General features: G+C 32.9%; 24 protein-coding genes. 13 read left to right on the top strand and 11 right to left on the bottom strand.

What is annotated here, in order from left to right; translation table 11 throughout:
• The first annotated feature begins 3 nt into the window (after positions 1 to 3).
• Entirely contained in the window at positions 4 to 3,102 is a 3,099-nt protein-coding gene (locus tag AC1Q5Z_RS23050) for an efflux RND transporter permease subunit (protein ID WP_343586357.1), read from the top strand.
• A gap of 160 nt (positions 3,103 to 3,262) precedes the next feature.
• Here the strand turns inward: AC1Q5Z_RS23050 and AC1Q5Z_RS23045 are convergent, their stop codons facing one another.
• Positions 3,263 to 3,643, bottom strand: coding sequence for an ankyrin repeat domain-containing protein (locus tag AC1Q5Z_RS23045; RefSeq protein ID WP_198858118.1), 381 nt, complete (start codon positions 3,641 to 3,643; stop codon positions 3,263 to 3,265).
• Between the two features lie 383 nt (positions 3,644 to 4,026).
• On the opposite strand from AC1Q5Z_RS23045, the gene AC1Q5Z_RS23040 reads away from it, so the two are divergent.
• Complete coding sequence (locus AC1Q5Z_RS23040) at positions 4,027 to 4,563, top strand: SRPBCC family protein (RefSeq protein ID WP_198858117.1); 537 nt, start codon at positions 4,027 to 4,029, stop codon at positions 4,561 to 4,563.
• A 60-nt stretch (positions 4,564 to 4,623) separates the two neighbouring features.
• On the opposite strand, the gene AC1Q5Z_RS23035 is transcribed toward AC1Q5Z_RS23040, so the two are convergent.
• The 9 genes from AC1Q5Z_RS23035 to AC1Q5Z_RS22995 all read right to left on the bottom strand — a co-directional run bounded on the left by AC1Q5Z_RS23035 (position 4,624) and on the right by AC1Q5Z_RS22995 (position 11,754).
• Positions 4,624 to 5,025, bottom strand: a complete 402-nt coding sequence (locus tag AC1Q5Z_RS23035; protein ID WP_488755645.1) for an ankyrin repeat domain-containing protein — start codon at positions 5,023 to 5,025, stop codon at positions 4,624 to 4,626.
• 146 nt (positions 5,026 to 5,171) lie between these two features.
• The gene (locus AC1Q5Z_RS23030; RefSeq protein WP_492447053.1) at positions 5,172 to 6,302 is read right to left on the bottom strand and encodes a glycoside hydrolase family 26 protein; all 1,131 of its coding nucleotides are present in this window, start codon (positions 6,300 to 6,302) and stop codon (positions 5,172 to 5,174) included.
• Positions 6,303 to 6,431: 129 nt separating this feature from the next.
• Complete coding sequence (locus AC1Q5Z_RS23025; protein ID WP_343586365.1) at positions 6,432 to 6,812, bottom strand: ankyrin repeat domain-containing protein; 381 nt, start codon at positions 6,810 to 6,812, stop codon at positions 6,432 to 6,434.
• A 277-nt stretch (positions 6,813 to 7,089) separates the two neighbouring features.
• Complete coding sequence (locus tag AC1Q5Z_RS23020; RefSeq protein ID WP_492447051.1) at positions 7,090 to 8,046, bottom strand: phosphoribosylaminoimidazolesuccinocarboxamide synthase; 957 nt, start codon at positions 8,044 to 8,046, stop codon at positions 7,090 to 7,092.
• Between the two features lie 90 nt (positions 8,047 to 8,136).
• Positions 8,137 to 8,730: a hypothetical protein gene (locus tag AC1Q5Z_RS23015; RefSeq protein WP_286967560.1), complete on the bottom strand. Its 594-nt coding sequence runs from the start codon at positions 8,728 to 8,730 to the stop codon at positions 8,137 to 8,139.
• Positions 8,731 to 8,845: 115 nt separating this feature from the next.
• Positions 8,846 to 9,676, bottom strand: coding sequence for a Cof-type HAD-IIB family hydrolase (locus tag AC1Q5Z_RS23010; protein ID WP_492447049.1), 831 nt, complete (start codon positions 9,674 to 9,676; stop codon positions 8,846 to 8,848).
• Between the two features lie 138 nt (positions 9,677 to 9,814).
• A complete protein-coding gene (locus AC1Q5Z_RS23005) occupies positions 9,815 to 10,177 on the bottom strand; it encodes a DUF1801 domain-containing protein (RefSeq protein WP_343586371.1) in 363 nt (120 codons plus the stop codon).
• The gene (locus tag AC1Q5Z_RS23000) at positions 10,174 to 10,665 is read right to left on the bottom strand and encodes a hypothetical protein (RefSeq protein WP_492447046.1); all 492 of its coding nucleotides are present in this window, start codon (positions 10,663 to 10,665) and stop codon (positions 10,174 to 10,176) included. The genes AC1Q5Z_RS23005 and AC1Q5Z_RS23000 overlap by 4 nt, the downstream gene beginning before the upstream one ends.
• A 138-nt stretch (positions 10,666 to 10,803) precedes the next feature.
• Complete coding sequence (locus AC1Q5Z_RS22995; RefSeq protein WP_144212431.1) at positions 10,804 to 11,754, bottom strand: PhoH family protein; 951 nt, start codon at positions 11,752 to 11,754, stop codon at positions 10,804 to 10,806.
• 263 nt (positions 11,755 to 12,017) lie between these two features.
• On the opposite strand from AC1Q5Z_RS22995, the gene AC1Q5Z_RS22990 reads away from it, so the two are divergent.
• The 7 genes from AC1Q5Z_RS22990 (at position 12,018) to AC1Q5Z_RS22960 (ending at position 18,663) form a co-directional block, all read left to right on the top strand.
• Positions 12,018 to 12,845, top strand: coding sequence for an SAM hydrolase/SAM-dependent halogenase family protein (locus tag AC1Q5Z_RS22990; protein ID WP_198858109.1), 828 nt, complete (start codon positions 12,018 to 12,020; stop codon positions 12,843 to 12,845).
• 38 nt (positions 12,846 to 12,883) lie between these two features.
• On the top strand, positions 12,884 to 13,402 hold the full coding sequence (locus AC1Q5Z_RS22985; protein WP_343586376.1) for a hypothetical protein: 519 nt from the start codon (positions 12,884 to 12,886) through the stop codon (positions 13,400 to 13,402).
• Between the two features lie 137 nt (positions 13,403 to 13,539).
• Positions 13,540 to 13,836, top strand: coding sequence for a putative quinol monooxygenase (locus AC1Q5Z_RS22980; protein WP_198858108.1), 297 nt, complete (start codon positions 13,540 to 13,542; stop codon positions 13,834 to 13,836).
• 127 nt (positions 13,837 to 13,963) lie between these two features.
• A complete protein-coding gene (gene gldF, locus AC1Q5Z_RS22975) occupies positions 13,964 to 14,689 on the top strand; it encodes a gliding motility-associated ABC transporter permease subunit GldF (RefSeq protein ID WP_343586379.1) in 726 nt (241 codons plus the stop codon).
• Positions 14,689 to 16,374, top strand: coding sequence for a gliding motility-associated ABC transporter substrate-binding protein GldG (gldG, locus tag AC1Q5Z_RS22970; RefSeq protein WP_343586381.1), 1,686 nt, complete (start codon positions 14,689 to 14,691; stop codon positions 16,372 to 16,374). Before gldF ends, gldG begins: the two co-directional genes overlap by 1 nt.
• 107 nt (positions 16,375 to 16,481) lie before the next feature.
• The gene (dnaN, locus tag AC1Q5Z_RS22965) at positions 16,482 to 17,600 is read left to right on the top strand and encodes a DNA polymerase III subunit beta (RefSeq protein ID WP_095930019.1); all 1,119 of its coding nucleotides are present in this window, start codon (positions 16,482 to 16,484) and stop codon (positions 17,598 to 17,600) included.
• 433 nt (positions 17,601 to 18,033) lie between these two features.
• Entirely contained in the window at positions 18,034 to 18,663 is a 630-nt protein-coding gene (locus tag AC1Q5Z_RS22960) for a DsbA family oxidoreductase (protein WP_492447042.1), read from the top strand.
• Positions 18,664 to 18,750: 87 nt separating this feature from the next.
• Here AC1Q5Z_RS22960 and AC1Q5Z_RS22955 read toward each other — a convergent pair whose 3' ends face one another.
• Positions 18,751 to 18,882, bottom strand: a complete 132-nt coding sequence (locus AC1Q5Z_RS22955; protein ID WP_255562403.1) for a hypothetical protein — start codon at positions 18,880 to 18,882, stop codon at positions 18,751 to 18,753.
• A 225-nt stretch (positions 18,883 to 19,107) separates the two neighbouring features.
• Between AC1Q5Z_RS22955 and AC1Q5Z_RS22950 the strand changes: the two genes are divergently transcribed.
• The 4 genes from AC1Q5Z_RS22950 to AC1Q5Z_RS22935 all read left to right on the top strand — a co-directional run bounded on the left by AC1Q5Z_RS22950 (position 19,108) and on the right by AC1Q5Z_RS22935 (position 24,613).
• On the top strand, positions 19,108 to 19,425 hold the full coding sequence (locus AC1Q5Z_RS22950) for a hypothetical protein (protein WP_492447040.1): 318 nt from the start codon (positions 19,108 to 19,110) through the stop codon (positions 19,423 to 19,425).
• An 82-nt stretch (positions 19,426 to 19,507) separates the two neighbouring features.
• A complete protein-coding gene (locus AC1Q5Z_RS22945; protein ID WP_492447038.1) occupies positions 19,508 to 20,518 on the top strand; it encodes a ligase-associated DNA damage response exonuclease in 1,011 nt (336 codons plus the stop codon).
• A gap of 33 nt (positions 20,519 to 20,551) precedes the next feature.
• Positions 20,552 to 22,153, top strand: a complete 1,602-nt coding sequence (locus tag AC1Q5Z_RS22940; RefSeq protein ID WP_492447037.1) for an ATP-dependent DNA ligase — start codon at positions 20,552 to 20,554, stop codon at positions 22,151 to 22,153.
• Complete coding sequence (locus AC1Q5Z_RS22935) at positions 22,154 to 24,613, top strand: ligase-associated DNA damage response DEXH box helicase (protein ID WP_492447035.1); 2,460 nt, start codon at positions 22,154 to 22,156, stop codon at positions 24,611 to 24,613.
• Positions 24,614 to 24,616: the final 3 nt, after the last annotated feature.

The following is a 24,616-nucleotide window of genomic DNA, read 5'->3' as shown; positions in this document are numbered from 1 at the left end:
GACATGAACAAATTCATAAAAAATATTATTGCTTTCTCTTTAAAGAATAAAGCATTTACCTTCTTTTGGGTCGGATTATTGGCTGTTGCAGGATTTATTTCGTTCAAAAATATGCCTATTGATGCCTTTCCTGATGTTACCAATACGCAAATTATCATTATTACACAATGGAATGGAAAAAGTGCCGAAGAAGTAGAACGCTTCGTGACTTCTCCAATTGAGATTTCAATGAATTCTGTTCAAAAGAAAACAAGCGTTCGAAGTATTACAATGTTTGGATTATCGGTTATCAAAATTATTTTTGATGATGGTGTTGATGATACTTTTGCTCGCTTTCAAGTAAACAATTTATTGAAGAATGTTTCTCTTCCAGATGATGTTGAGCCAGACGTACAGCCGCCATACGGACCTACAGGAGAAATCTTCAGATATATTGTAAAAAGTAAAAGCAGAGACAGTAGGGAATTATTGACTTACCAAAATTGGGTAATTGATAAACAGCTTCGCTCTCTTCCAGGTGTTGCCGATTTAAATGTATTTGGAGGCCAAACTAAAACCTATGAAGTTGGGGTTGATCCAATTAAATTGGCTAAATACAATATTACTCCATTACAAGTTTATAATGCTGTAAATTCTGGAAACTTAAACGTTGGTGGTGATGTTATTGAGAAAAACGGACAAGCTTTTGTAGTTCGTGGTGTAGGTTTATTAAAATCTAAAGAAGACATTGGAAATATTATCGTTGATGATGCCGGAGGAAATCCTATTTTGGTAAAAAATCTAGCTGATGTATACGAAAGTGCAATGCCAAGAGTTGGACAAACTGGTCTTGGAGATAACGACGACGAAGTTGAAGGAATTGTAGTAATGCGTAAAGGAGAAAATCCGCAGGAAACTTTGGCTTTAATCAAAGCAAAAATCAAAGATCTTAATGATAATGTTTTACCTAAAGACATTAAAATTGAAACTTTCTACGATCGCGATAATCTGATGAATTTCACGACCGAAACCGTAATGCATAACTTATTTGAAGGTATTATTCTGGTTACTGTTGTCGTATTTCTTTTTATGGCCGACTGGAGAACTACTTTTACAGTTTCGATTGTCATTCCGCTTTCACTTTTATTTGCATTTTTATGTTTGAAAATGATGGGAATGAGCGCTAACTTATTAAGTTTAGGTGCTGTCGATTTCGGAATTATCATTGATGGAGCCGTAGTAATGGTCGAAGGGCTATTTGTGGTTCTAGACCATCGAGCGCATCAATTGGGAATGGAAAAATTCAATAAAATTGCCAAGGGAAGCTTAATTAAGAGAACAGGAACAGAAATGGGTAAAGCTATTTTCTTTTCAAAACTAATCATTATTACAGCTTTACTGCCTATTTTCTCGTTTCAGAAAGTAGAAGGAAAAATGTTCTCTCCCCTAGCCTTTACATTAGGTTTTGCATTATTGGGAGCACTGATATTTACATTAACTTTAGTCCCAGTTCTATCGCATATTTTATTGAATAAAAATGTGAAAGAAAAACACAATCCGTTTGTTAATTTTTGGGATCGAATTGTTTCTAAAGGTTTTGCATGGACATTTAAACATAAAGTAAAAACTTTAATCGCTTCTATCGGAATACTAGCTGCTGTTTTCTTTTCTGCAGGTTTCTTAGGAACAGAATTTTTACCTCAATTAAATGAAGGCGCATTATGGGTTACTGCCGAGTTACCTATGAGTACTTCTCTTCCTGAAAGTGTTAAGACTGCTGCAATAATTAGAAAAGACTTGGAGAGTTTTCCTGAAGTAAAGAAGGTTTTATCTCAAACTGGACGAAGCAATGACGGAACCGATCCTAATGGTTTTGGATTTATTCAGTTACAAGTTGATTTAATTCCGCAAAAGCAATGGAAACGTAAAATTTCTATGGACGATCTGATTAATGAAATGGATGAGAAACTGAAAGTTCATCAAGGAATCACTTATAACTATTCTCAGCCGGTAATTGATAACGTAGCCGAATCGGTAGCTGGATTTAAAGCCTCAAATGCAGTTAAAATTTATGGTGATGATTTGAATAAATTAGATCAGTTGGCAAATGAAGTTTTAGCTCAGATTAAAAATATTCCAGGTATCAAAGATGCAGGTATTTTAAGAAATGTTGGCCAGCCAGAAATAAGCGTTATTTTAGATCGAGAAAAAATGGCTGCTTACGGCGTAACTTTAAGCGATGCTCAAGCTGTTTTGGAATTAGCTTTTGGAGGAAAAACAGCAACTGAAAAGTATGAGGACGAAAAGAAATTTGATGTTCGTGTTCGTTTTTCAAAAGAATACAGAAAAGATGAGAAAGATTTAGAGGAAATTAAAGTTCCAACTATTAGCGGAATAAAAATCCCTTTAAAAGAAATCTGCGACATTAAAACTATTACCGGTCCAGCATTTATTTACAGAGATAATACAAAACGTTTTATTGGAGTTAAATTCTCTGTTCGTGATAGAGATTTAGGAAGTACAATTGCAGAAGCACAATCTAAAGTAAATAAATTGAAACTTCCTGCTGGTTATACAACAGGTTGGACTGGAGAATTTGAGAACCAAGTTCGTGCCAGTGCACGTTTGGCACAAGTTGTCCCTATCAGTTTAATTGGAATTTTTGTTCTGTTATTTATTTTGTTCGGAAACTTTAAAGATTCTCTTCTTGTTTTAGCCAACGTACCGTTTGCAATTATTGGCGGAATCATTGCACTTCATCTTACAGGAATGAATTTTGGAATTTCTGCTGGGGTTGGATTTATTGCGCTTCTAGGAATTTGTATACAAAATGGAGTAATTTTAATATCCGAATTCCATCATAATCTAAAAGCAAAATACTCGCTTGAGGAATCTATTTTTAGAGGAGTCAAAGCCAGAACAAGAGCAGTAGTTATGACAGCATTAATGGCTTCTATCGGTCTTATGCCTGCGGCAATTTCTACAGGAATTGGTTCAGAATCTCAAAAACCGCTTGCTATTGTAATTATTGGCGGATTAATGACAGCAACAGTCCTAACCTTGTTGGTATTCCCGATATTATTTTGGGTATTTAATAGAAAAAAAGATGTGCCACTTGAATAGCAGAAAAATATTTAGTTTTAAATCAATTTGTTGGGATTTAAAAAGGAAGAAGCATCATTCTAGTAATGATGCTTTTTTTGTTTTAGAAATTTAATTTTAAAACAAAAAAAAGACCTTTTGCTCAGAAAGGTCTTTTTACTAACTCAAAACTTTTAAACTGTTATTTCAAATCTTTCAAAAGCGCAATTGATTCTGAAGCATTTGATAATTCTGCATATCTTAATGCAGTAAATCCACTTTCGTTTTTTGTACTTGGTTTTGCACCATTTGCCAATAAAACTTTAATGATTTCGTACTTGTTGTAACGTGCAGCAGTCATTAAAGGCGTAAGCTCTTCAGACATTAAATTTACATCTGCACCGTACTCAATAAATTTTTGCACAGCTACGATATCTCCTTTACTAATTGCAACATTTAAAGGGTTTGCTGCATATTCTACTAATTCAACTGGATTTTTAGCAGTTGAAACTTCATTTGAAGCCATAGCTACATTTCCAAATGTTACCAAGGCTAGTCCTAAATAAATAACTGATTTTTTCATAATGATTGATTGTTTATTAATTGATTGATGATGATTTTAATTCTTATGTAAAAGTAATTTATTTTATCGTATTATGCATTACAAAGTACCATGTTTTAACCAATTCTTAACACTTACTTAATAAAACGATAATTAAAGAACCCAAACGTTACCAAATTACTGGTTTTACTATAATAGACTACATAAAAACAAAAATGTTACAATAAATCTTATTTTTTTTTGATTTTTTTAAAATCGGTATCATTTCAAAACTCACAATTATTTTTTTAAATTTACTATGAGATTAAAAATCAAAAACATACAAGTATAGTTGCAAAGCCCTATAACTTCTATTAAGAAGAAAAAAAAACAAATCAAAAACTACTAACCTTAAAACAAAAACTATGATTTTTATTAAAAGATTACTAGTCATTCTAATTCTATTTATTTCAATTGTCTTGATTGCGGCTTATTTTATGCCAAAAGAATATTCGGTAGAAAGAGAAATTACGATTAACAAACCAGCTGATAGCATCTTCAAATATGTGAGATCACTAAAAAATCAAAATGAGTTTAGCGTTTGGGCCAATATGGATCCAAAAATGAAAGTTCATTATAAAGGAGCTGATGGTGCTGTAGGTTCTGTTTCTTCTTGGGAAAGCAATGTGAAAGAAGTTGGTGTTGGTGAAGAAGAGATTACAAAAATAACAGAAAACAGACGTCTCGAATTTGCGCTCCGTTTTAAGAAGCCTATGGAAGATAATGCTGTAGGATTTATGTCTACTGAACCTATTTCAGATAATCAGACAAAAGTGAGATGGGGAATTAGTGGCGTAATACCATATCCAACAAACATTATGCTTCCAATGCTAAAAATGGACCAATTGATAGGAAATGATCTGCAAAAAGGTCTAGAAAATCTAAAAGATATAATGGAATAATTTTTCAGAGTTTTAAAAGAAAAAAGAGCAATTCAAATAAATGAATTGCTCTTTCTCATTTCATTTATGTTTTCTACTCTTTTCCATATTCGCTTTATTCAAAATAGCAATCGATTCTGCAGATTTTCCAAACTCTGCGAAATGCAAAGCGGTATAACCTCTTTCATTTTCAAGTGAAGGTTCTGCCCCATTTTCGAGTAAAATTTTAATAATCTCTACTTGATTAAATCGTGCGGCCACCATCAAGGGAGTCATGTTATTTACTATTTTATTGATATTGGCTCCATACTTTATAAATCTCTTAACCGTTTCGATATCGCCTTTACTAATTGCTAGATGAAATGGAGAGTTCGAATAAATTGAAAATTCAGCTTGATTTTCAATTTTCAGTTCACAATTTGATGCTTTTATTTCATTAGTAAAAATGAAAATTAGCCCTAAAATAATTACTGCTTTTTTCATAATGATTGTTTGTTAAATGATTGATGATGATGATTTTCTATTTAGACGACTAAAAAGAGCATTAGGTTGCAGGAATAAGGAGAAAAATAAAAAAACGCAATTTAGGCAGACCAAAAATTGCGTTTCTTTACTGATGCAAAAATAGATTATATCTTAAACTTCTTGCTGTATATATCCTTCAAATCCTTTTCAAATAATGTAAAAGGATCGTTATAAAATTTTATAAAATCGGTTTCGCTAATTTGTCCAGGAAAAGGCGCATAATAGTGAGTTGGACTTGTGGTGTCATTTCGCCAAACTAAAACATAAGCCAATTGCAGATTTTCAGATTTTAAAGTTTTAAGTAAAACTTCTGTCCACCAATTTTCATTAGGAATTGATTCTAAACCAGTTTCTGTAAACGCAGCTACTTTTTTCCTTTTTACAGCCAAATCAGAAAATATTTTTAATTTTTTCAAACCAGCTTCTAAATCATATTTTCCATCGCGTCCAAAATCGGCATAATCATCCATGCCCAAAATATCAACGAATTCATCGCCTGGATAACGCTCTAAATATTGTGATTCAGAATTAAATCGATTATCGGGAGAAAAAGCATAAATAAAATTGTGAACTCCTAAAGTATCTCTCAGATAAGAAATCGTAAACTGCCAAACGGCAATAAAATCTTCTCGAGAAGTATGTGATTTTCCCCACCAAAACCAATCGCCATCAAATTCATGAAAAGGCCTAAAAATCATTGGAGAAAGCTTTCCGTCCTTTGCTTTTACAGAATGGGCAAAATCGGCAATAGTTTTTAGAATTTCTTTATACTGTTCGTTATTAGAGCCACCAGGTTTAATTAAAGACATTGAAGCGGTTGAGATTCCGTCTTTCCAGTAAAATCCGCCATCAGACGCTGGATTATTAAAATGCCAAGAAACTGTTGTAATTCCGCCTCTTTCATAAGTATCGATTACATTTTTTCGTAAAACCTCTTTTGTTTTTTCAATCTGTTCTTTAGAACGACCCGAAAAATCGCTAAAATCTATACCAACAACAGCCGGATGCGACCCCGTAACCGACTTTACATCTGACCGATTAGGCTCATTACTCCATCCATGTCCATATTCAAGAGCGTGCTGATGTCCAAAAAGAATATGCTTTTTTGAAATGATTTTTAGATTCTGATATAAGTTTTTAGTTTCTTTTGTCGCATTTTTATCTATTTGCGCAAAAAGAAAATGCCCTACAGTAAGACAAACTAATAGGGCATTTTTTTTAGTAATAAGTTTCATGGCTTAAATAGTTAGTTTAAACCCAAAAGTATTACTTTGAAGAAAGGCAATCTAATACATTTTATTCAATACGTTGACCAATATTATCAAAATAAAGATAATGCTTTTCTTTTCTTGCGTTAAAAATTTTTACTTCAGCCCTTTTAAAACAGCTTCAGCCTCTGTTGATTTTGAATATCTTGCATAATCTAATGCTCGTAATCCATGTTCGTTTTCTATGGAAGGTTTAGCTCCATTTGCTAGTAAGATTTTCACAATTTCTACATTATTAAATCGAGCTGCAAGCATTAAAGGCGTCATATTTCGCACAATTTTATTTACATCTGCTCCATACTCAATACTTTTTTTTACGGTTTCAACATCTCCATTACACACAGCTATGTGCAAAGGCGATGAGAAATAATCTGAAATTTCAATTTGATTTTTAACTGTCAGCTTATGATTGGAAGCTGCTGCAAAATTTGCAAATACGGCAAGAGCCGTCCCTAGAATGATTACTGTCTTTTTCATGATTGATTACTTGTTTAATGATTAATGATGTGATGATTACTTGTTAGACGCTCATTATGCATAAAACGTTGCATCAAAAATGAAAAAAAAGATAAGTTTTCTAAAAAAAAGACAAAGAAGTGCAATCAGATAGGCTCAATTGCACTTTTCGCATAATTAAATTGGGATAATTTCAGATTAGATTTCATATCGAAAACCTATTTAAACGAAAAAAAGCCTCGCTGAATTTATCTCAGCAAGGCTTTTTATATATTTATTTTTTTAGCTTAAATCGAAATTATTCTTTTGAAGAAAGGTAATCTAATACGTTTTTCTCAATACGTTGATCAATATTGTCGATGTCAGCTTTAACAAATTTCTCTCCTAAAATATTCTCATACAATTCGATATATCTTTCAGAAACTGACTCAATATATTCGTCAGTCATATTTGGAATCTGCTGTCCGTCTTTACCTTGGAAACCATTTTCGATTAACCAACGACGAACAAACTCTTTAGATAATTGTTTTTGCTCCTCTCCTTTTTCTTGTCTTTCTGCATAACCGTCAGCGTAGAAATAACGAGAAGAATCTGGAGTATGGATTTCATCAATTAAAACAATTACGCCATCTTTTGTTTTTCCGAACTCGTATTTGGTATCCACTAAAATCAATCCACGTTTTGCAGCGATTTCAGTTCCTCTTTGAAATAAAGCGCGAGTATATTTTTCTAAAACTAAATAATCTTCTTCAGAAACAATTCCTTTTGCTAAAATGTCTTCGCGAGAAATATCTTCGTCGTGAGAACCATTATCAGCTTTTGTAGTTGGCGTAATAATTGGTTCTGGAAATTTATCGTTTTCCTTTAAACCTTCTGCCATTGTAACGCCACAAATTTGTTTTCTACCAGCAGCATATTCACGAGCAGCATGACCAGATAAATAACCACGAATTACCATTTCTACTTTAAAAGGATCACATAAATGTCCAACAGCAACGTTTGGATCTGGAGTTACAATCAGCCAGTTTGGAACGATATCTTGCGTCAATTCCATAAATTTTGTTGCAATCTGATTCAGGATTTGTCCTTTGTACGGAATTCCTTTTGGCAAAACTACATCAAAAGCCGAAAGTCTATCTGTTGCCACCATTACTAAAAGTTCATCATTAATATTATAAACTTCTCTAACTTTTCCGCGGTAAACTGATTTCTGATTCGGGAAATTAAAATCTGTAGTTGTGATTGTATTACTCATTATCCTTTTAGTTGTGTTGTTTTTAATGAATGCAAATTTAAAACTATTTGACAGAGCAAACAAAGAAAATATCAGTTCAATTTTTGCAAATTATTTAAAGCTCAAAATTCCTTTACCAAAAGATTTTATTGACTCGTCTAAACTAGAAAGTGTTGTGTCTGTCAATTTTTTAAAATCGGTTGATTTGACAATTAGAATCTGTCCTTGATCTTTAGCTGGCGCATTTGGAACAAAAATCACAGCTGAACCATTTTTATCTTCTTCAATTAAATGGGCCGGTTGCCAAAAATCTCCATTTTTGAATAGAATTGGCAAATCAGTTATGGGTTTAGGTTCTTTATTTCTTTTTAGTAATTTTTCTTCTGCTTCTTTTTTATTCTTTTCATAACCTGGCAAAAAGATCATTAATTTCTCGTCTACCCACTTTGTAAATCTTTTTAAAAGAGATAATCGCATTAGAAAACCGCTGAAATAAATTAGAGCTAACAAAATAATTCCACCTGCAATATCAGTTGCATATTTTCCTAATACAAGATCTAAACGAAGAAAATGCGCAAATTTTTCGCCATAATTCTGAAAGAACTTCCAAACTTTTTCTAACAAAATAAAAAAAACTAAAAGCGGTAATAAAACCAATGCTCCCGAAATGCAATTTCGTTCAACTTGAAGTAAAAATCTTTTCATTGCTAAAACAAATTTAAGGTTAAAAAAATAAGAGCTAACTCTCTGCGAATTAGCTCTTATAAAAATAACTATTATTTAGTATTCAGCAACAAAACTGAATATAAAACATTCTAAATTAAGTTGTTGCAAGCTCTTTATCTAAAATTTTAGATGCAATATATTTTGCAACCCCGTCTTCTGCATTTGTTTTAATTACTTCCAAATCAGGCAAAGCATCTTTTAAAATTGAAGGCGCATTTCCCATAATCAAACCTTTTCCGGTTGCAGACAACATTTGCAAATCATTAAAACCATCTCCAAACGAAATTGCCTCATCCAAAGTAAAACCTTCTTTTTCTAACACTTTTTCAATTGCAACTGCCTTGTCTACAGACTTATCCATAAACTCTAAACAAGTTGGTAAGCTGAAGGCGTGATGCAAATGTTCTGAAGAATTAGCTAAAACAGCGTCTCTCACTTTTACCAATTTCTCATGATTATCGCAAGAAAAGAAAATTTTGATTGCTTTAAAATCTTCTATGGTTTTATAATCTACCAATTCTGGGCGGTATTTCAATTCGGCTTGAAAAGAGTTTAATCTTTCATTCCATTTATTAGTCTGCCATACATTTTCTTTGAATAATACAACTGTAACATCTGGGTCAATTTCTATATTCAAAGCCGCTTTAACCACATCGCTGTCTAAATTGAAAGCAAAAAGTTCTTCTCTATTTGGCGAATGGATTCTTCCGCCGTTAGAACTTACAAGATAAACTGGCACTTCAAGTGTGTCTATAATTGCCATTGCATCAAGATGATGACGTCCTGTAGCTACAATAATTAAGTAACCTTGATTATGAAGTTCTTGAAAAATTGATTTAGTATAATCTGAAATTCTGTGTTGTGGGTTGAGTAAAGTTCCGTCAAGGTCACTTACTACAACTTTTATATTTTTAAGTTTTGTCATATTAATATTCCAATATTTAGAATTGCAAATTTACGGCTTTAAGCTCGGTTAGACAAAGATTACAGGCTTTGAAAGCCAAAATTGAGGTAAGTTTATTATTTATTTAACTATTCCGTTAAATATTGCTGTTTAAACATTTTAAATCTTAACAATTCCAGTTTTGTATAAATTTATCGCTTTTTGGATTATAGCTTCTATTTGTTCCAAAGGCAAATCTTCATTATTATCAAACATCATAATCTTCATTCGTGAGCGATTTTCCTGAATCAGAAAATCTTCATCAAAATGTTTTCCTTCTACAATTCCAATATAAGGCCTTTTGAGTTTTTTATGAATCCATAAATAACAGAACATTTTTCCTTTATAAGAGAAAAAGGGCATTCCGTATTTTAAAGTATTGGTTATGTTTTGATCTTGTTTTAAGATGATTTCTTTTAATGCGAGAAATATTCTTTTTATAGGTTCTTCTTGATTTAGATAGAAATCATCTAATTGTTTCATTTTCTGATTTTTTTAGTTTTGGCAAACATAATTTTTAAAGTGTCAGAGCATTTTGATTCAGGCTTTATTTTATAAAACAATGAGTCATTTTTGATATAAAAAATTTCTTTTGTAAAAAGACAAAAACTTTTCCCTTGATCTGGTTCACAATTTGGCATTGTTAATAATGGCAAAGGCGCTTTACCTTTCCTGTCAAAGAAAGTACAATCCACAAAAGGAGAAATTACATAACAAGTATCAATTTTTATGCTGCTCAATTCGATAGAATCACCCATAATTCTCCACTTTCCTTTCGAAAACACTGTCCAATCACAGCCTGCGCCTCTATAATCAAAAGTACTGTCAGCATTTATTTTAATACTTGATTTCCCAGGCACTATATACTCCGTATCATACCAAGTACCAACAAACTTATTTTTTGGGATTTCTTTTTTTTGACATGAAAGCAAACCTATAAATAATATTAAAATCGATATTCTAATTTTCATTTAAATCTCGTTTAATTAATCTCTAATTCAAAAAAATATTCGTTTTGCACTTTTCAAAAGAAAACATACAAAACGAATATTAATAAATGTTAAAACACAATTCACGATTTACATTTAACATTTCACTAAAATTTATAATTAATCGTGATTCTCGATTTGTTTGTAAGCATCGATTACCTTTTTAACCAATCTGTGACGTACGATATCTTTATCATCCAAATAAATAATTCCGATACCTTCAATGTCTTTCAGAACTAGAATTGCTTCTTTAAGACCAGAAATTGTTCTTCTTGGTAAATCGACCTGCCCAGGATCACCCGTAATCATAAATTTTGCGTTTTTTCCCATACGAGTCAAAAACATCTTCATTTGTGAGTGTGTGGTGTTCTGTGCTTCATCTAGGATTACGAAAGCATTATCAAGCGTACGTCCACGCATAAAAGCAAGTGGAGCAATTTGAATAATTCCTTTCAAAATATAATCCTCTAATTTTTCGTTCGGAAGCATATCACGCAACGCATCGTAGAGCGGTTGCATATAAGGATCCAGTTTTTCTTTCATATCACCAGGAAGAAAACCAAGATTTTCACCGGCTTCTACCGCAGGACGCGTCAGAATGATCCTTTTTACTTCTTTATCTTTTAGCATTTTAACCGCCATAGCGACACCGGTATACGTTTTTCCGGTTCCAGCAGGACCAATAGCAAAGACCATATCGTTTTTCTTGATAGTATCAACCAGCAATTGCTGATTTGGCGTCATTGCTTTGATAATCTTACCGCCAACACCATGAACTAAGATTTTGTCATGATCGTAAGCTCTTTTTTCTTCTTGACCATCACTCATTATCACACGCTCAATTACATTATCATCAATATTATTGTAACGTGTAAAATGAAGCATTAATCTTTGAAATCTTTTTTCGAATTCGTCTAAAACTTCTTTTTCGCCAAATGCTTTTAAAGTTGTCCCTCGCGCTACGATTTTAAGCTTTGGGTAATACTTTTTAATGATTTCTAAATGGCTGTCCTGCGCGCCCCAAAATTCTTTTGGTGCAATATCTACTAGCTCGATTATTCTTTCGTTCAAATGAAGTAGTTTTAAATTAAATAATTCCTTTTATTATTTAGGGGTTGTCGGGTCTATTTTAGTTTCAGTTTTCGATCGCAGTTTTCAGTTTTTTTCTAAATCAAACTTAATCTTCTGGATATAAATACTGTAACTTGCAAAAACTTTAAAAAATACAAATTGTCTTTTCTTTCTTTCAATTTGTGTTTACTATTACTAGCTTTGCATTTCTCAAATTTAATGAAATTTAGATTTAAATACTATCAATAGTTATAAACAAAATTATGTCAATAATTACCCTTACTACAGACTACGGCTTGAAAGATCACTTTGTGGGGTCGCTGAAGGGTAAAATACTTTCTGAAAATCCAGAGGTTCAAATCATTGACATTTCTCATGACATTGATCCCTTTAATACTGCAGAGGCGAGTTACATTATCGGAGCAGCTTATATGAGCTTTCCAAAAGGAACCGTTCATCTTATTGGTGTCGATATTGAGCGCAATAAAGAAAACCAGCATATCGCTATGCAATGGAACGATCACTTCTTTATTTGTGCCGATAATGGTATTTTAAGCATGCTTACGCAGAAAATCGTTCCTCAGAAAATTGTGGCAATTAATATTCACGATCGTTTCCCGATTGAAGCAACAGATTTGGACATCTTTATTCAAGTCGCTTCTCATTTATCTAAAGGAGGTCTGCTGAATGTAATTGGAAAAGAAATTCCTGCCATTAAAGAAGCTACCGAATTGCAAGCTCTTGTAGCAGATGATGGAAATTCTATAAAAGGAAATATCATTTACATTGACCATTTTGGAAACGTGGTAACGAATATCTCTAAAAAACAATTCTTAGAAATTTCGCGAGGACGTCCATATGAAATCGTGATGAAGCCAAAAAACATCAAAACGATTCTGCCAAATTACTCTGCGATTGCCACTTCAGATAAATATCCGATAAAAACGTATGAAGGAGAAAAACTGGCCATTTTTAATGAAGCTGGTTTTCTAGAAATCGCTATTTTCAGAAGCAATCCTTCTAAAGTGGGTTCTGCAAATAGTCTTCTTGGATTGAATTATCGTGATGTGATTACAATTAAGTTTTCTTAGTTTTTAAAATATTTTTTTTCTCTTCAATAAGAAATCTAATGACGAAAATCAAAGATGTAAATCAAGGAGACCTTTTAACATTTATTAATGGAGAAAACAAATATAAAATTCTTCTTTGCACCGATGTGAATAAAGATCGAAGTCCACAAAACTTTACTTTTTGTCTTTTAGATTATAATAAAACAGAAAAACCAACACTAGACGATATTGAACATTTGAGCTTTTTTGGTGTTGGAAATATGACTAAGAAAAACTCGTACAATTATTCAGAACACGAATTAGAAAAAATGTGGTCTTTACATCCTGAAATAAAACCATGCCTTTTAGGTTCGTGCTCATTGATAATTTGGCGAAAAGATTTTATACTCTTCCGTGACAATTTAGAATTTATGGGTAATCTGGAAATTCTTCCAAATATTAATAAAAATGGAAATTGTGGCATAAATGCAAGCAATTGGGACTTTCTAAAAAGTTTTCATGGTGAAAAACTAAAGAAATTTATTGATAAAAATGGGCAAAAGCTTTTTAATTTAAATGCCATAGTTAAGGCAACTTAGTCACTCAAGATGTTTTTTTATAATAAATGATTCTTTAAAGAAAAAACAATAATCAAATTTGGTATTTTTGCGCACCTGTAAAACTTTAGACTTAAAAAAAAACTAAAATCTGCAATCTAAAATCTTAAATTACAAACATGTTTGTTCGAATAGTAAAAATGAGTTTTCACGAAGAAAAAATCCCAGATTTTCTGGAGAATTTTGAATCAGTGAAAGAGAAAATACGAAATGCCGAAGGAAATCGTTTTTTAGAATTGTATCAGGACAAAAATGATAAAGGGGTCTTTTTTACCTACAGTTATTGGGAAACTGAAGAAGATTTGGAAAATTATAGAAATTCTGAACTCTTTAATAGCGTTTGGGATTTTACAAAAAAACTATTCAATGCAAAACCAGAAGCTTGGAGCTTGGATAAATTGGTGAGCTTAAATTAAAACAATATTTAACCGCAAAGAACGCAAGTTCTTTTCTTAAAAAGCTTTGTAAAAAACGCTAAGTTCGCAAAGCTTTCAGCAAAAACTTTGCGTTCTTTGCGGTTAGAAAAAAATTGAAACAAAATATATGAAGTCTATAATTCTAAGAGAAATTAAATCCTTTTTTGGTTCTCCTATTGGCTACTTGGTCATTGCAATTTTCTTAATTAGCAACGGACTATTTTTATGGGTTTTTGAAGGCGACTACAATATTCTAAAAACAGGTTATGCCGACTTAACTCCATTTTTCACATTGGCACCTTGGATTTTGATTTTCTTAATTCCAGCCGTAACGATGAGAAGTTTCTCAGACGAAAAAAAACAAGGAACTTTAGAGCTATTATTGACTAAACCTTTATCTATTTGGGAAATCGTAAATGGTAAATTCTTCGGTTCGTTTTTGCTGATCATTTTGGCAATCATTCCAACTTTAATTTATGTAAAAGTCATTTCAGATTTAGGCTCACCAGAAGGCAATATTGACATGGGAAGCACTATTGGTTCTTATTTCGGATTATTGTTTTTAATTGCTTCTTATTCAGCAATCGGAATCTTTACTTCTACCCTTTCAGAAAATCAGATTGTGGCTTTTATTATTGCTGTTTTCCTGTGCTTTTTCTTCTATTTTGGTTTTGAAGGATTGAGCTCATTAATTCCAGGATCAAATAGTTTTGTTTCGGCTTTAGGAATGCAAAATCACTTTAAAAGTATGAGTCGAGGTGTAATTGATACTCGCGATATTATTTATTTTTTAAGCATTGCAGCCGCTTTTTTGTCTTTTACTGTTTATCAATTAAAATCTTATAAAGCTTAATGAAACCATCTACAAAACATAATTTAAAGACATTAGGCATTACTATTTTTATTTTAGTTGTTTTAAATGTACTTGGAACGATCTTTTTTCATCGTTTTGATTTAACAAAAGACAAGCGTTATACTTTATCTCCAACTTCATTAGGAATTCTAAAACAAGTAAAGAATCCGCTTTCCATTAAGATTTATATGGAAGGAGATCTTCCTGCAGATTTTAGACGTTTGCAACAGGAAACGAAACAATTATTAGAAGAATTTCAGGCCTATAACAGCAATATTGTTTTTGAATTTGTTGATCCGTTAGAAAATGCAGATGAAAGCGATGAATTGACAAAGTCACTTTTCCAAAAAGGATTAACGCCAATAAACATTACAGTTGACGATAAAGGAAAACAATCTCAAGCAATGGTTTTTCCTTGGGCTGTTGCCGTTTACAATAATAAAGAAGTTAATATTCCTTTATTAAAAAATATCATGGGAGCTTCGACAACGCAAAAAGTTATCGGATCTATCCAGCATTTAGAATATTCTATTGCAGATGCAATTAATAAAGTCACAAAAGACAAACAGAAAAAGGTTGCAATCATTAAAGGAAATGGCGAATTGAGAGAAAGGCATATTGCTAATATGTTGAAACAGATTCACGAAAGTTATCTTATAGGTCCATTTACATTAGATTCAGTTTCAAAAAATCCGAGTGGAACTTTAAGCGAACTTAAAAAATACGATTTAGCGATTATTGCAAAACCAACAGAAAAATTCTCTGACGAAGAAAAAGAAGTTTTGGATCAATTTATTATGAATGGCGGAAAAACGCTTTGGCTAATTGATCAGACAGCTGCAGACATGGACAGTTTGTACAATGACATGGGTGCGACTTTGGCTTATCCTAGAGATTTAAACTTGAACGATATGTTCTTCAAATACGGTTTCAGAATTAATCCTGATTTGATCAAAGACGAACAAGGAAGTCCAATAAAACTGGCAACTGGTGAACAAGGAAGTGCAACGCAATATCAAGATTTTATCTGGAAATTTGCTCCACAAGTTTATCCAACAAGCCAGCATCCAATCGTTAAAAATCTAGGCGGAATTAAATTTGATTTCGCAAATCCGATTGACACTTTGAAAAACGGTATTAAGAAAACAGTATTACTGCAATCTTCTCAATATTCTAAAACAATTGGAACGCCAACAGAAGTTAACCTAAACATGGTTACAGAAAAAACAACTCCGCAAGATTATTTGAATAAAGGAAACAAACCGCTTGCTGTTTTATTGGAAGGTTCTTTTCATTCGGCTTTTGAGAATAGAGTTTTGCCTTTCAAAGACAATTCTTTCACAGCACAAGGAAAGCCAAACAAAATGATTGTTGTTGCTGACGGAGATATTGCAAGAAACCAATTAGACAAAAATATGATGCCCGTTGAATTAGGTTACGACCAGAGAACTGGCCAATTGTACGACAATAAAGACTTTATCATGAATTGTATCAATTACCTTCTTGATGATACTGGACTTATTAACATTAGAAGTAAAGATGTCGAATTGCCTTTATTGGACAAAGAAAAAGTTTACGAAAGTTATACTTTGACCCAATTCATAACTATCGGAGTTCCAATTCTAATTTTATTGATCTTTGGACTAGTATTTACTTTTATGAGAAAGAAAAAGTACAGCAAATAGATGTTAATAAAAAAATGTAATACTTTGGATAGTTTAAGATATATTTGTAATCCGTATATTTAGACCTTAATTTATTCAAAGGCGCATCAAAAAATAAAACAAAACAGATGAAATTTATAGTATCGAGTTCATACTTATTAAAGCAATTACAAGTTTTAGGTAGTGTAATCAATAGCAATAATACGTTGCCTATTTTAGACAACTTTTTATTTGAACTAAACAACAATGAGTTGACCGTTTCGGCTTCAGATCTTGAAACGACTATGTCGGCTACATTATCGATCGATTCTACAAGTAAAGGAAGCGTAGCAGTTCCTGCTAAACTTTTGCTTGAAATTTTAAAAACTTTCCCAGAGCAGCCATTAACTTTTACTGTTGAAGACAATAACACAGTAGAAATTAGCTCTAACTCTGGTAAATATGCATTGGCTTATGCTGCAGGAGAAGAATTTCCTAAAGCGGTAAGTTTAGAAGATCCATCTGTAACGCTTGTTCCTGCAGAAGTTTTGGCAACTGCGGTAAGCAAAACTATTTTCGCTGCTGGAAACGACGACTTACGTCCAGTAATGTCTGGAGTATTCTTCCAGTTTTCGCCAGAAGGATTAATTTTTGTTGCTACAGATGCTCACAAATTGGTGAAATATTCTCGTACAGATGTAAAAGCTTCTCAAGTAGCAGATTTCATCATGCCTAAAAAACCTTTAAACATTTTAAAAAGTATTTTAGGAACTTCTGACGCTGAAGTAAAAATTGAATACAACGATTCAAATGCGACTTTCTCATTTGATAATTATATTTTAATGTGTCGTTTAATCGACGGAAAATATCCTAATTACGAAGCGGTAATTCCAAAAGAAAATCCAAACAAATTAATGATCGATCGTTCTTTATTCTTAAGCTCTGTTCGTCGTGTTGCGATTTTCTCTAACAAAACTACACACCAAATTCGTTTGAAAATTGCTGGAGCTGAATTAAACGTTTCTGCAGAAGATATCGATTACTCAAATAAAGCAGAAGAAAGATTGACTTGTGATTATCAAGGTGATGATTTACAAATTGGTTTCAACTCTCGTTTCTTGACAGAGATGCTTACAAACCTTCAGTCAGACATGATTATGCTTGAAATGTCTTTACCTAACAGAGCTGGAATTTTAACTCCAGTTGATGGTTTAGAAGAGGGAGAAACTGTTACTATGTTGGTAATGCCTGTAATGTTAAATAGTTAACATTAAAGTTTCTTTCTGTTACAGGGATATTTTTTAGTTTTAAATAAAAGATTTATCATTGTAAAAAAAAGATATCGCTATTAACCAACCATTTTTTATACCTAGAAACCGCAATTCCTCATAAAGAGTTGCGGTTTTTTATTTGGGTTTATTTTGAGTTTAAGGTTTCAAGTTGATATACTATGCGTATAATTTTTACCGCAAAGTGCGCAAAGATTACGCAAAGTTCGCTAAGATTCTTGCTTAGGATTGTTTTAGAATGCTAAGAACGCAAAGCTTTGTGTACTTATACTCTTTACAAAGACTTTAGTAAAAAGAAAACTTTGTGACCTTTACGTAACCTTTGCGCACTTTTCGGTTAGAAAAACAAAGCATATCAACTTGAAATCTGAAACTTAAAACTTAAAAAAACATTTTTCCTTATCTTTGTAAAATGAAAATAGAAATTTGGTCGGACATCATGTGTCCGTTTTGTTATATCGGAAAAAGACAATTGGAAACTGCACTTGCGGTATTTCCAAATGATGAATTTGAAATTGAATGGAAAAGCTTTCAGCTTGATCCAACCATAACTGCAGAACCAGACATGGACGTTTACACGTTCTTAGCAGAAAGAAAAGGCATGTCAATTGAACAATCTAAAGAAATGCACAAAGGTGTCGCAGAACGTGCTAAAAGTGTTGGTTTAGATTATAATTTTGATAAAGCTGTTATCTCAAATTCTTTAAACGCGCATCGAATCATTCAATTAGCTAAAACAAAAAATATTGGCGATCGAATGGAAGAGATTTTCTTTAAAGCCTATTTTACCGACGGAGAAGATTTAAACAATGGTCAATCTTTGATTAAATTGGGAATTCAGGCTGGTTTAGAAGAAAATGAAATTAGAGAAGTTCTAGAAAGCGAAGATTTATTTATTAAAGAAGTTCAAGCAGATATCAAAGAAGCTGCCGAAATAGGCGTTCAAGGAGTTCCATTCTTTGTATTTGATCGTAAATATGCAGTTTCTGGCGCTCAACCAATTGAAACTTTTGTAAAAACAATTCAAGAAGTTTTAAAATAAAACTTTAATCTTATAAAAACGTAAAAGCGTGCTGTCTACATTTAAACAGCACGCTTTTATTATTTAGTCCTTAAATAAACTAAAAAATTAATGTCCGGCTCTACCTTTAGAATCATTAGATTTTGTTGTAGTGCTTTTTGCTCTAGAACCAGCTGTTGATTTTTGAGTTTTTCCAGAATCTTTCATTCCAGATTTCGAATCTTTTCTTGAAGTTTCCATAATGTTATAATTTTTTAAATTATTAGTTATACAAAGTTGCAAAATAGCTAAGTGCTTATTTTACAAAATTATATTTGAGTTTTACAAAATGAGAATTAGGCTAAAACGCCCCAATAAACAAATCATGTAAGATTAAATGTAAATCCTATAATTTTTTTAAGCGTCTAATTTTCAAATTTGTATATATCAAAAATTTAGAAAACTTACTAATTTAAAACAGCAGCCATGAGAAAAGATGCAAACAGCCGACAAACTGCAACCTTAAATGATTTTAAATGCAGTAAACCCGATCATATTGATACCGCACATGAAAATGAAGCAATGGATCATGAATTTACTTCGGGTGAAAATGAAGATAATAATTATAGAAATCAGTTTACTGACTATTCTGATTGTTATGAAATTATAGAAAGCGGACTAAATTTAGCTGAAAACAATACTCCTTTTTCAACTTACGACACCACCAATCCTTACGACAGTTATAATTTAGATAATGAAGATGACAAATACAGCTGTCCTCCATATAGTAATTTTGAATACTAAAAAAATCCGAAATAGCTGATCATCAAAGAATGAACAAGAATAATTATCTAATTGCCAAATTTTCTAATTATCCAATTAAAAAATGAATGCACCCTTATTACAATTTAACGATAAAGGAATATACTGCCAGCAAGCCGATGTTTATCTCGATCCATGGCGGCCAGTAAAAAATGCGATAATTACACATGGACATTCAGATCATGCGCGTTGGGGGCATGAAAACTATATTACACATTATTCAAATATTCCGATTATAAAATATCGTCTAGGAGAAATAAATGTTTCTGGCAAAGACTGGAATGAAACTTTTATTATAAACGGCGTGAAATTTTCTTTTCATCCTGCTGGCCATATTATTGGTTCAGCACAAATTAGAGTTGAATACAAAGGTGAAATTTGGGTTTTTACTGGCGATTATAAAACAGAAGACGATGGAATCTCAGTTCCTTATGAAGTTGTAAAATGCCATTCGTTTATAACAGAATGCACTTTCGGACTTCCCGCTTTTAAATGGGAACCACAAGCAGATGTCATGACTGATATCAATAATTGGTGGGCAGAAAACCGTGCAGAAGGAAAAACTTCTATTCTATTTGGCTATTCTTTAGGAAAAGCACAACGATTATTAAAAAATCTTGATACCAGCATTGGGCAAATTTACACACATGGCGCAATCGAAAACATGACTAATATTGTTCGTCCGCAAATTGATTTGCCGCAAACTACAAGAATCACTTTAGAAACTAAAAAAGAAGATTTATTAGGCAATATTGTCATTGCACCACCAAGCGCTCACGGAAGTACTTGGATTAGAAGAATGACTCCTTTTGCAACAGGAACAGCAAGTGGTTGGATGGCTTTTCGCGGTGCAAGACGCAGACGAGCTGTAGACCGAGGTTTTGTTTTAAGCGATCATTGTGATTGGACAGGTTTACTAGAAAGCATAAAAGCAACAGGCGCAGAAAGAGTAATCTGCACTCATGGCTATTCAGATATTTTTTCAAGATATTTAAAAGAATTAGGCTACGATGCGAGAACAGCCAACACGCAATATGAAGGAGAAACGAACGACGCAAATAATGATGAATTGTAAATTATTAATTTCAAACTCAAAATTCATAATCAAATGAAAAACTTTGCCGAGCTTATAAAAACCTTAGACAGTTCTAATAAAACATCGGTAAAAGTTGATGCGCTGACAAACTATTTCTTAAAAGCAAGCGATGAAGATAAAGTCTGGACCATTGCCATACTTTCGCATCGCCGTCCTCCCCGACCAGTTAATACCACTTTATTGCGTTTATGGGCAAACGAATTGGCTAATATTCCGCTTTGGCTGTTCGAAGAAAGTTATCATATTGTAGGTGACTTGGCCGAAACCATTGCGCTTGTTATTCCGACTACAAAAGAGCATACAGACAAAAGTCTGACTGAATTTCTACAGGAAATAATCGCTTTAAAAAAGAAAACTGATTTAGAGAAAAAAGAATATTTACAGACCAATTGGCTGAATCTAAATTATTACGAACGTTTTGTTTTTACTAAATTAATTACCGGAAGTTTTAGAATTGGTTTGAGTCAGAAGTTGATGACGCGAGCGCTTTCTAAAGCTGAAAATATAGATGAAGATACATTGGCGTACAAATTAATGGGCGATTGGAATCCGAATACGATTACATTTCAGGAATTGGTTTTAGATGAAAAAAGCAGTGATTATTTATCAAAACCTTATCCGTTTTATTTGGCTTATCCGATTGAAGGCGAATTGGAAAGTTTAGGAAATCCCGAAGATTGGAGTGCAGAACATAAATGGGACGGAATTCGTTCTCAAACGATTATTCGTGAAAACGAAATCTACGTCTGGAGCCGTGGCGAAGAATTAGTAACCGATAAATATCCAGAATTTAATTCTTTTATTGGACTAATCCCTAATGGAACTGTAATTGACGGAGAGATTCTTCCTTTCATAAACAATCAAATCGGAACTTTTAATGATCTACAAACTCGAATTGGCCGTAAAAATGTATCGGCTTCTATTTTAAAAAATACGCCTGTCATCATTAAAGCTTACGATTTATTGGAATGGCAGGGAAATGATATTCGGAATCTTCCTTACGAAAAACGCCGTACTTTATTAGAAGAAATGTTTACCAGTTTAATTGGAAAAAATATTCCGCTACAGCTTTCAGAACGAATTAATTTTTCTACTTGGGAAGAAATTACAAATGAAAGATTAAAATCTCGCGAAATGAAAAGCGAAGGTTTAATGCTAAAACGAAAAGATTCTCCTTATCTCGTTGGAAGAAAAAAAGGAGATTGGTGGAAATGGAAAATTGAGCCTTTAACCATAGATGCTGTCCTCACCTACGCTATGCGCGGTCACGGAAGACGATCAAATCTATTTACCGATTATACTTTTGCGCTTTGGCAAGAAAATGAAAACAACGAACGAGAACTCGTCACTTTCGCGAAAGCGTATTCTGGTTTAACCGATGCAGAATTCAGGATGGTCGATGATTTTATTAAAAAGAATACTTTAGAGCGATTTGGTCCAGTTAGAAGTGTTACGCCTAAATTGGTTTTTGAAATTGGGTTTGAAGGAATTGCACTTTCTAAAAGACATAAAAGTGGCGTTGCAACACGTTTTCCGCGCATTTTAAGATGGCGACACGATAAAAAAATTGAAGAAGCCAATTCGATAGAAGATTTAAAAAATATGATTTTATAAATGAACAGAGAGCAGTTATTTACAATCGCTAACAATTGGTTTGAAAGTCAGGGATGGAAACCTTTTCCATTTCAAACTCAAACATGGACTGCTTTTCTTCAAGGCAAAAATGGTTTATTGAACGCGCCAACTGGAAGCGGAAAAACCTATGCGCTCTGGCTTCCGATTATTTTAAATTACATTAAAGAAAATCCGAATTATAAAACTAAACACCATCCAGGTTTAAAAGCGATTTGGATCACACCGCTTCGTTCTTTATCTGTAGAAATCAAACAAGCAGCAGAACGAGTTTTAAACGATCTAGACGTTCCAATGACGGTCGGGATTCGTTCTGGAGATACTTCTTCGGCAGAAAGAGCCAAGCAAAAAGGCAAAATGCCCGATTTATTGATTACAACTCCAGAAAGCCTACAATTGCTTTTGGCAACAAAAGGTTATGCTAATACATTTAAAAACTGCAGTTCTATTGTCATTGATGAATGGCATGAATTACTCGGAACCAAACGTGGCGTTCAGATAGAATTGGCATTATCCCGATTAAAAACGATTACCAAAAAATTACGTATCTGGGGAATTTCAGCTACAATTGGCAATCTTCAGCAAGCGCAAGAAGTTTTACTCGGAGTTGATTCTGAAGCTTTTAATAATTCTATTTTAATCAAAGCCGTAATTCATAAGAAAATAAAAGTCGTTTCTATCATTCCAGAGAAAATGGATACGTATCCGTGGCGCGGACACATGGGGTTGCATTTGATTGATGAAGCGGCTAAAATTATCAAAGCCAGTAAAACTACTTTAATTTTTACGAATGTTCGCTCAGCATGCGAAATCTGGTATCAAAGATTATTAGAAAAATATCCTGAATTTGCTGGAGAAATGGCAATGCATCACGGAAGTATTGACAGAGAAACGAGAATTTGGGTAGAAAATGCAATTCGGAATGAAGAATTAAAAGTAGTAGTCTGCACTTCAAGTTTAGATTTGGGAGTTGACTTTGCTCCAGTCGAATCGATTATTCAGGTTGGTGGACCAAAAGGTGTCGCCCGTTTTATGCAGCGCGCCGGACGAAGTGGGCATCAACCCGGAAAAGAAAGTGTTATTTATTTTCTAGCCACTCACGCTATTGAACTTATTGAAGCTTCGGCATTAAAAAAAGCGGTTGAAAACAGTGTTATTGAAGATCGGGTTCCGTATTTAAACAGTTGGGATGTTTTGGTTCAATATCTCAATACTTTAGCTGTTTCTGATGGATTTTATCCCAACGAAATTTTTAAAGAAATTCAAGGCACTTTTAGTTATCAAACCATTTCATCAGAAAACTGGAATTGGATTTTAAATTTTATTACGCAAGGCAGTCAGAGTCTTCATGCCTACGACGAATTTAAAAAAGTAGAAATTGATGAAAACGGCTGTTATAAAATAAACAGCCGAATGATTGCGATGCATCACAGAATGCAGATTGGAACAATCGTTGGTGATGCTGTTATGAATGTAAAATATGTCAGTGGTGGTTATATTGGTACAATTGAAGAGTGGTTTATTTCGAAGCTAAAACCTGGCGATACTTTCATTTTCGGAGGAAAAAAATTGGAGTTATTCAAAATTAGAAATATGCAGGTTTTGGTTAAAAAAGCGAATCCTAAGAAAGAATCTAAAATTGCAAGCTGGATGGGTGGGCGTTTGGCTCTTTCTTCTCAAATGAGCGAATTGCTTCGAAAAGAATTATATCGCGCCAATACTGATAATCTTTCTCCTGAATTAAGAGCTTTACAGCCTTTATTTCAAAGACAGCGAAAAGAATCTATTGTGCCGAGTTCAGATGAATTTTTAATTGAAACATTTAAAACTCGAGAAGGATTTCATGCTATTTTTTATCCTTTTGAAGGTCGCTTTGTTCATGAAGCTTTGGCTAGTTTATTGGCTTTTAGAATTAGTTTATTGCAATCAATCACTTTTTCTTTGGCTTATAATGATTATGGTTTTGAATTGCTTTCAGATCAGGAAATTGATATTGAAGCCGTTTTAGACAATAATCTCTTTTCAACAGAATATGTGCATCATGATTTGCAGAAAAGCTTAAATTCAACCGAAATGGCTCGAAGAAAATTTAGAGACATTGCTGTAATTTCAGGATTAGTCTTTACTGGTTTTCCTGGAAAAATGGTTAAGACTAAACATTTGCAAAGTGGTTCTCAATTGTTATTTGAAGTTTTTAGAGATTTTGAACCTGATAATTTATTACTGCATCAAGCCTATCGCGAAACATTTGAACATCAATTAGAAGAAGGACGTTTGATAATGGCTTTGGAAAGAATTGCCAATCAGAAAATTATTTGGAAACAATGCTTAAAGCCAACACCATTTAGTTTTCCAATTATTACCGATCGCTTACGAGAAAAATTATCAAGTGAAACTTTGGCTGAAAGAATTCAGAAAATGACTGCTTCATATATGAAATAACAA

This window comes from Flavobacterium sp. GW823-FHT06G12, from assembly GCF_058794775.1.
This window is presented reverse-complemented; position numbering and strand designations above follow the sequence as displayed.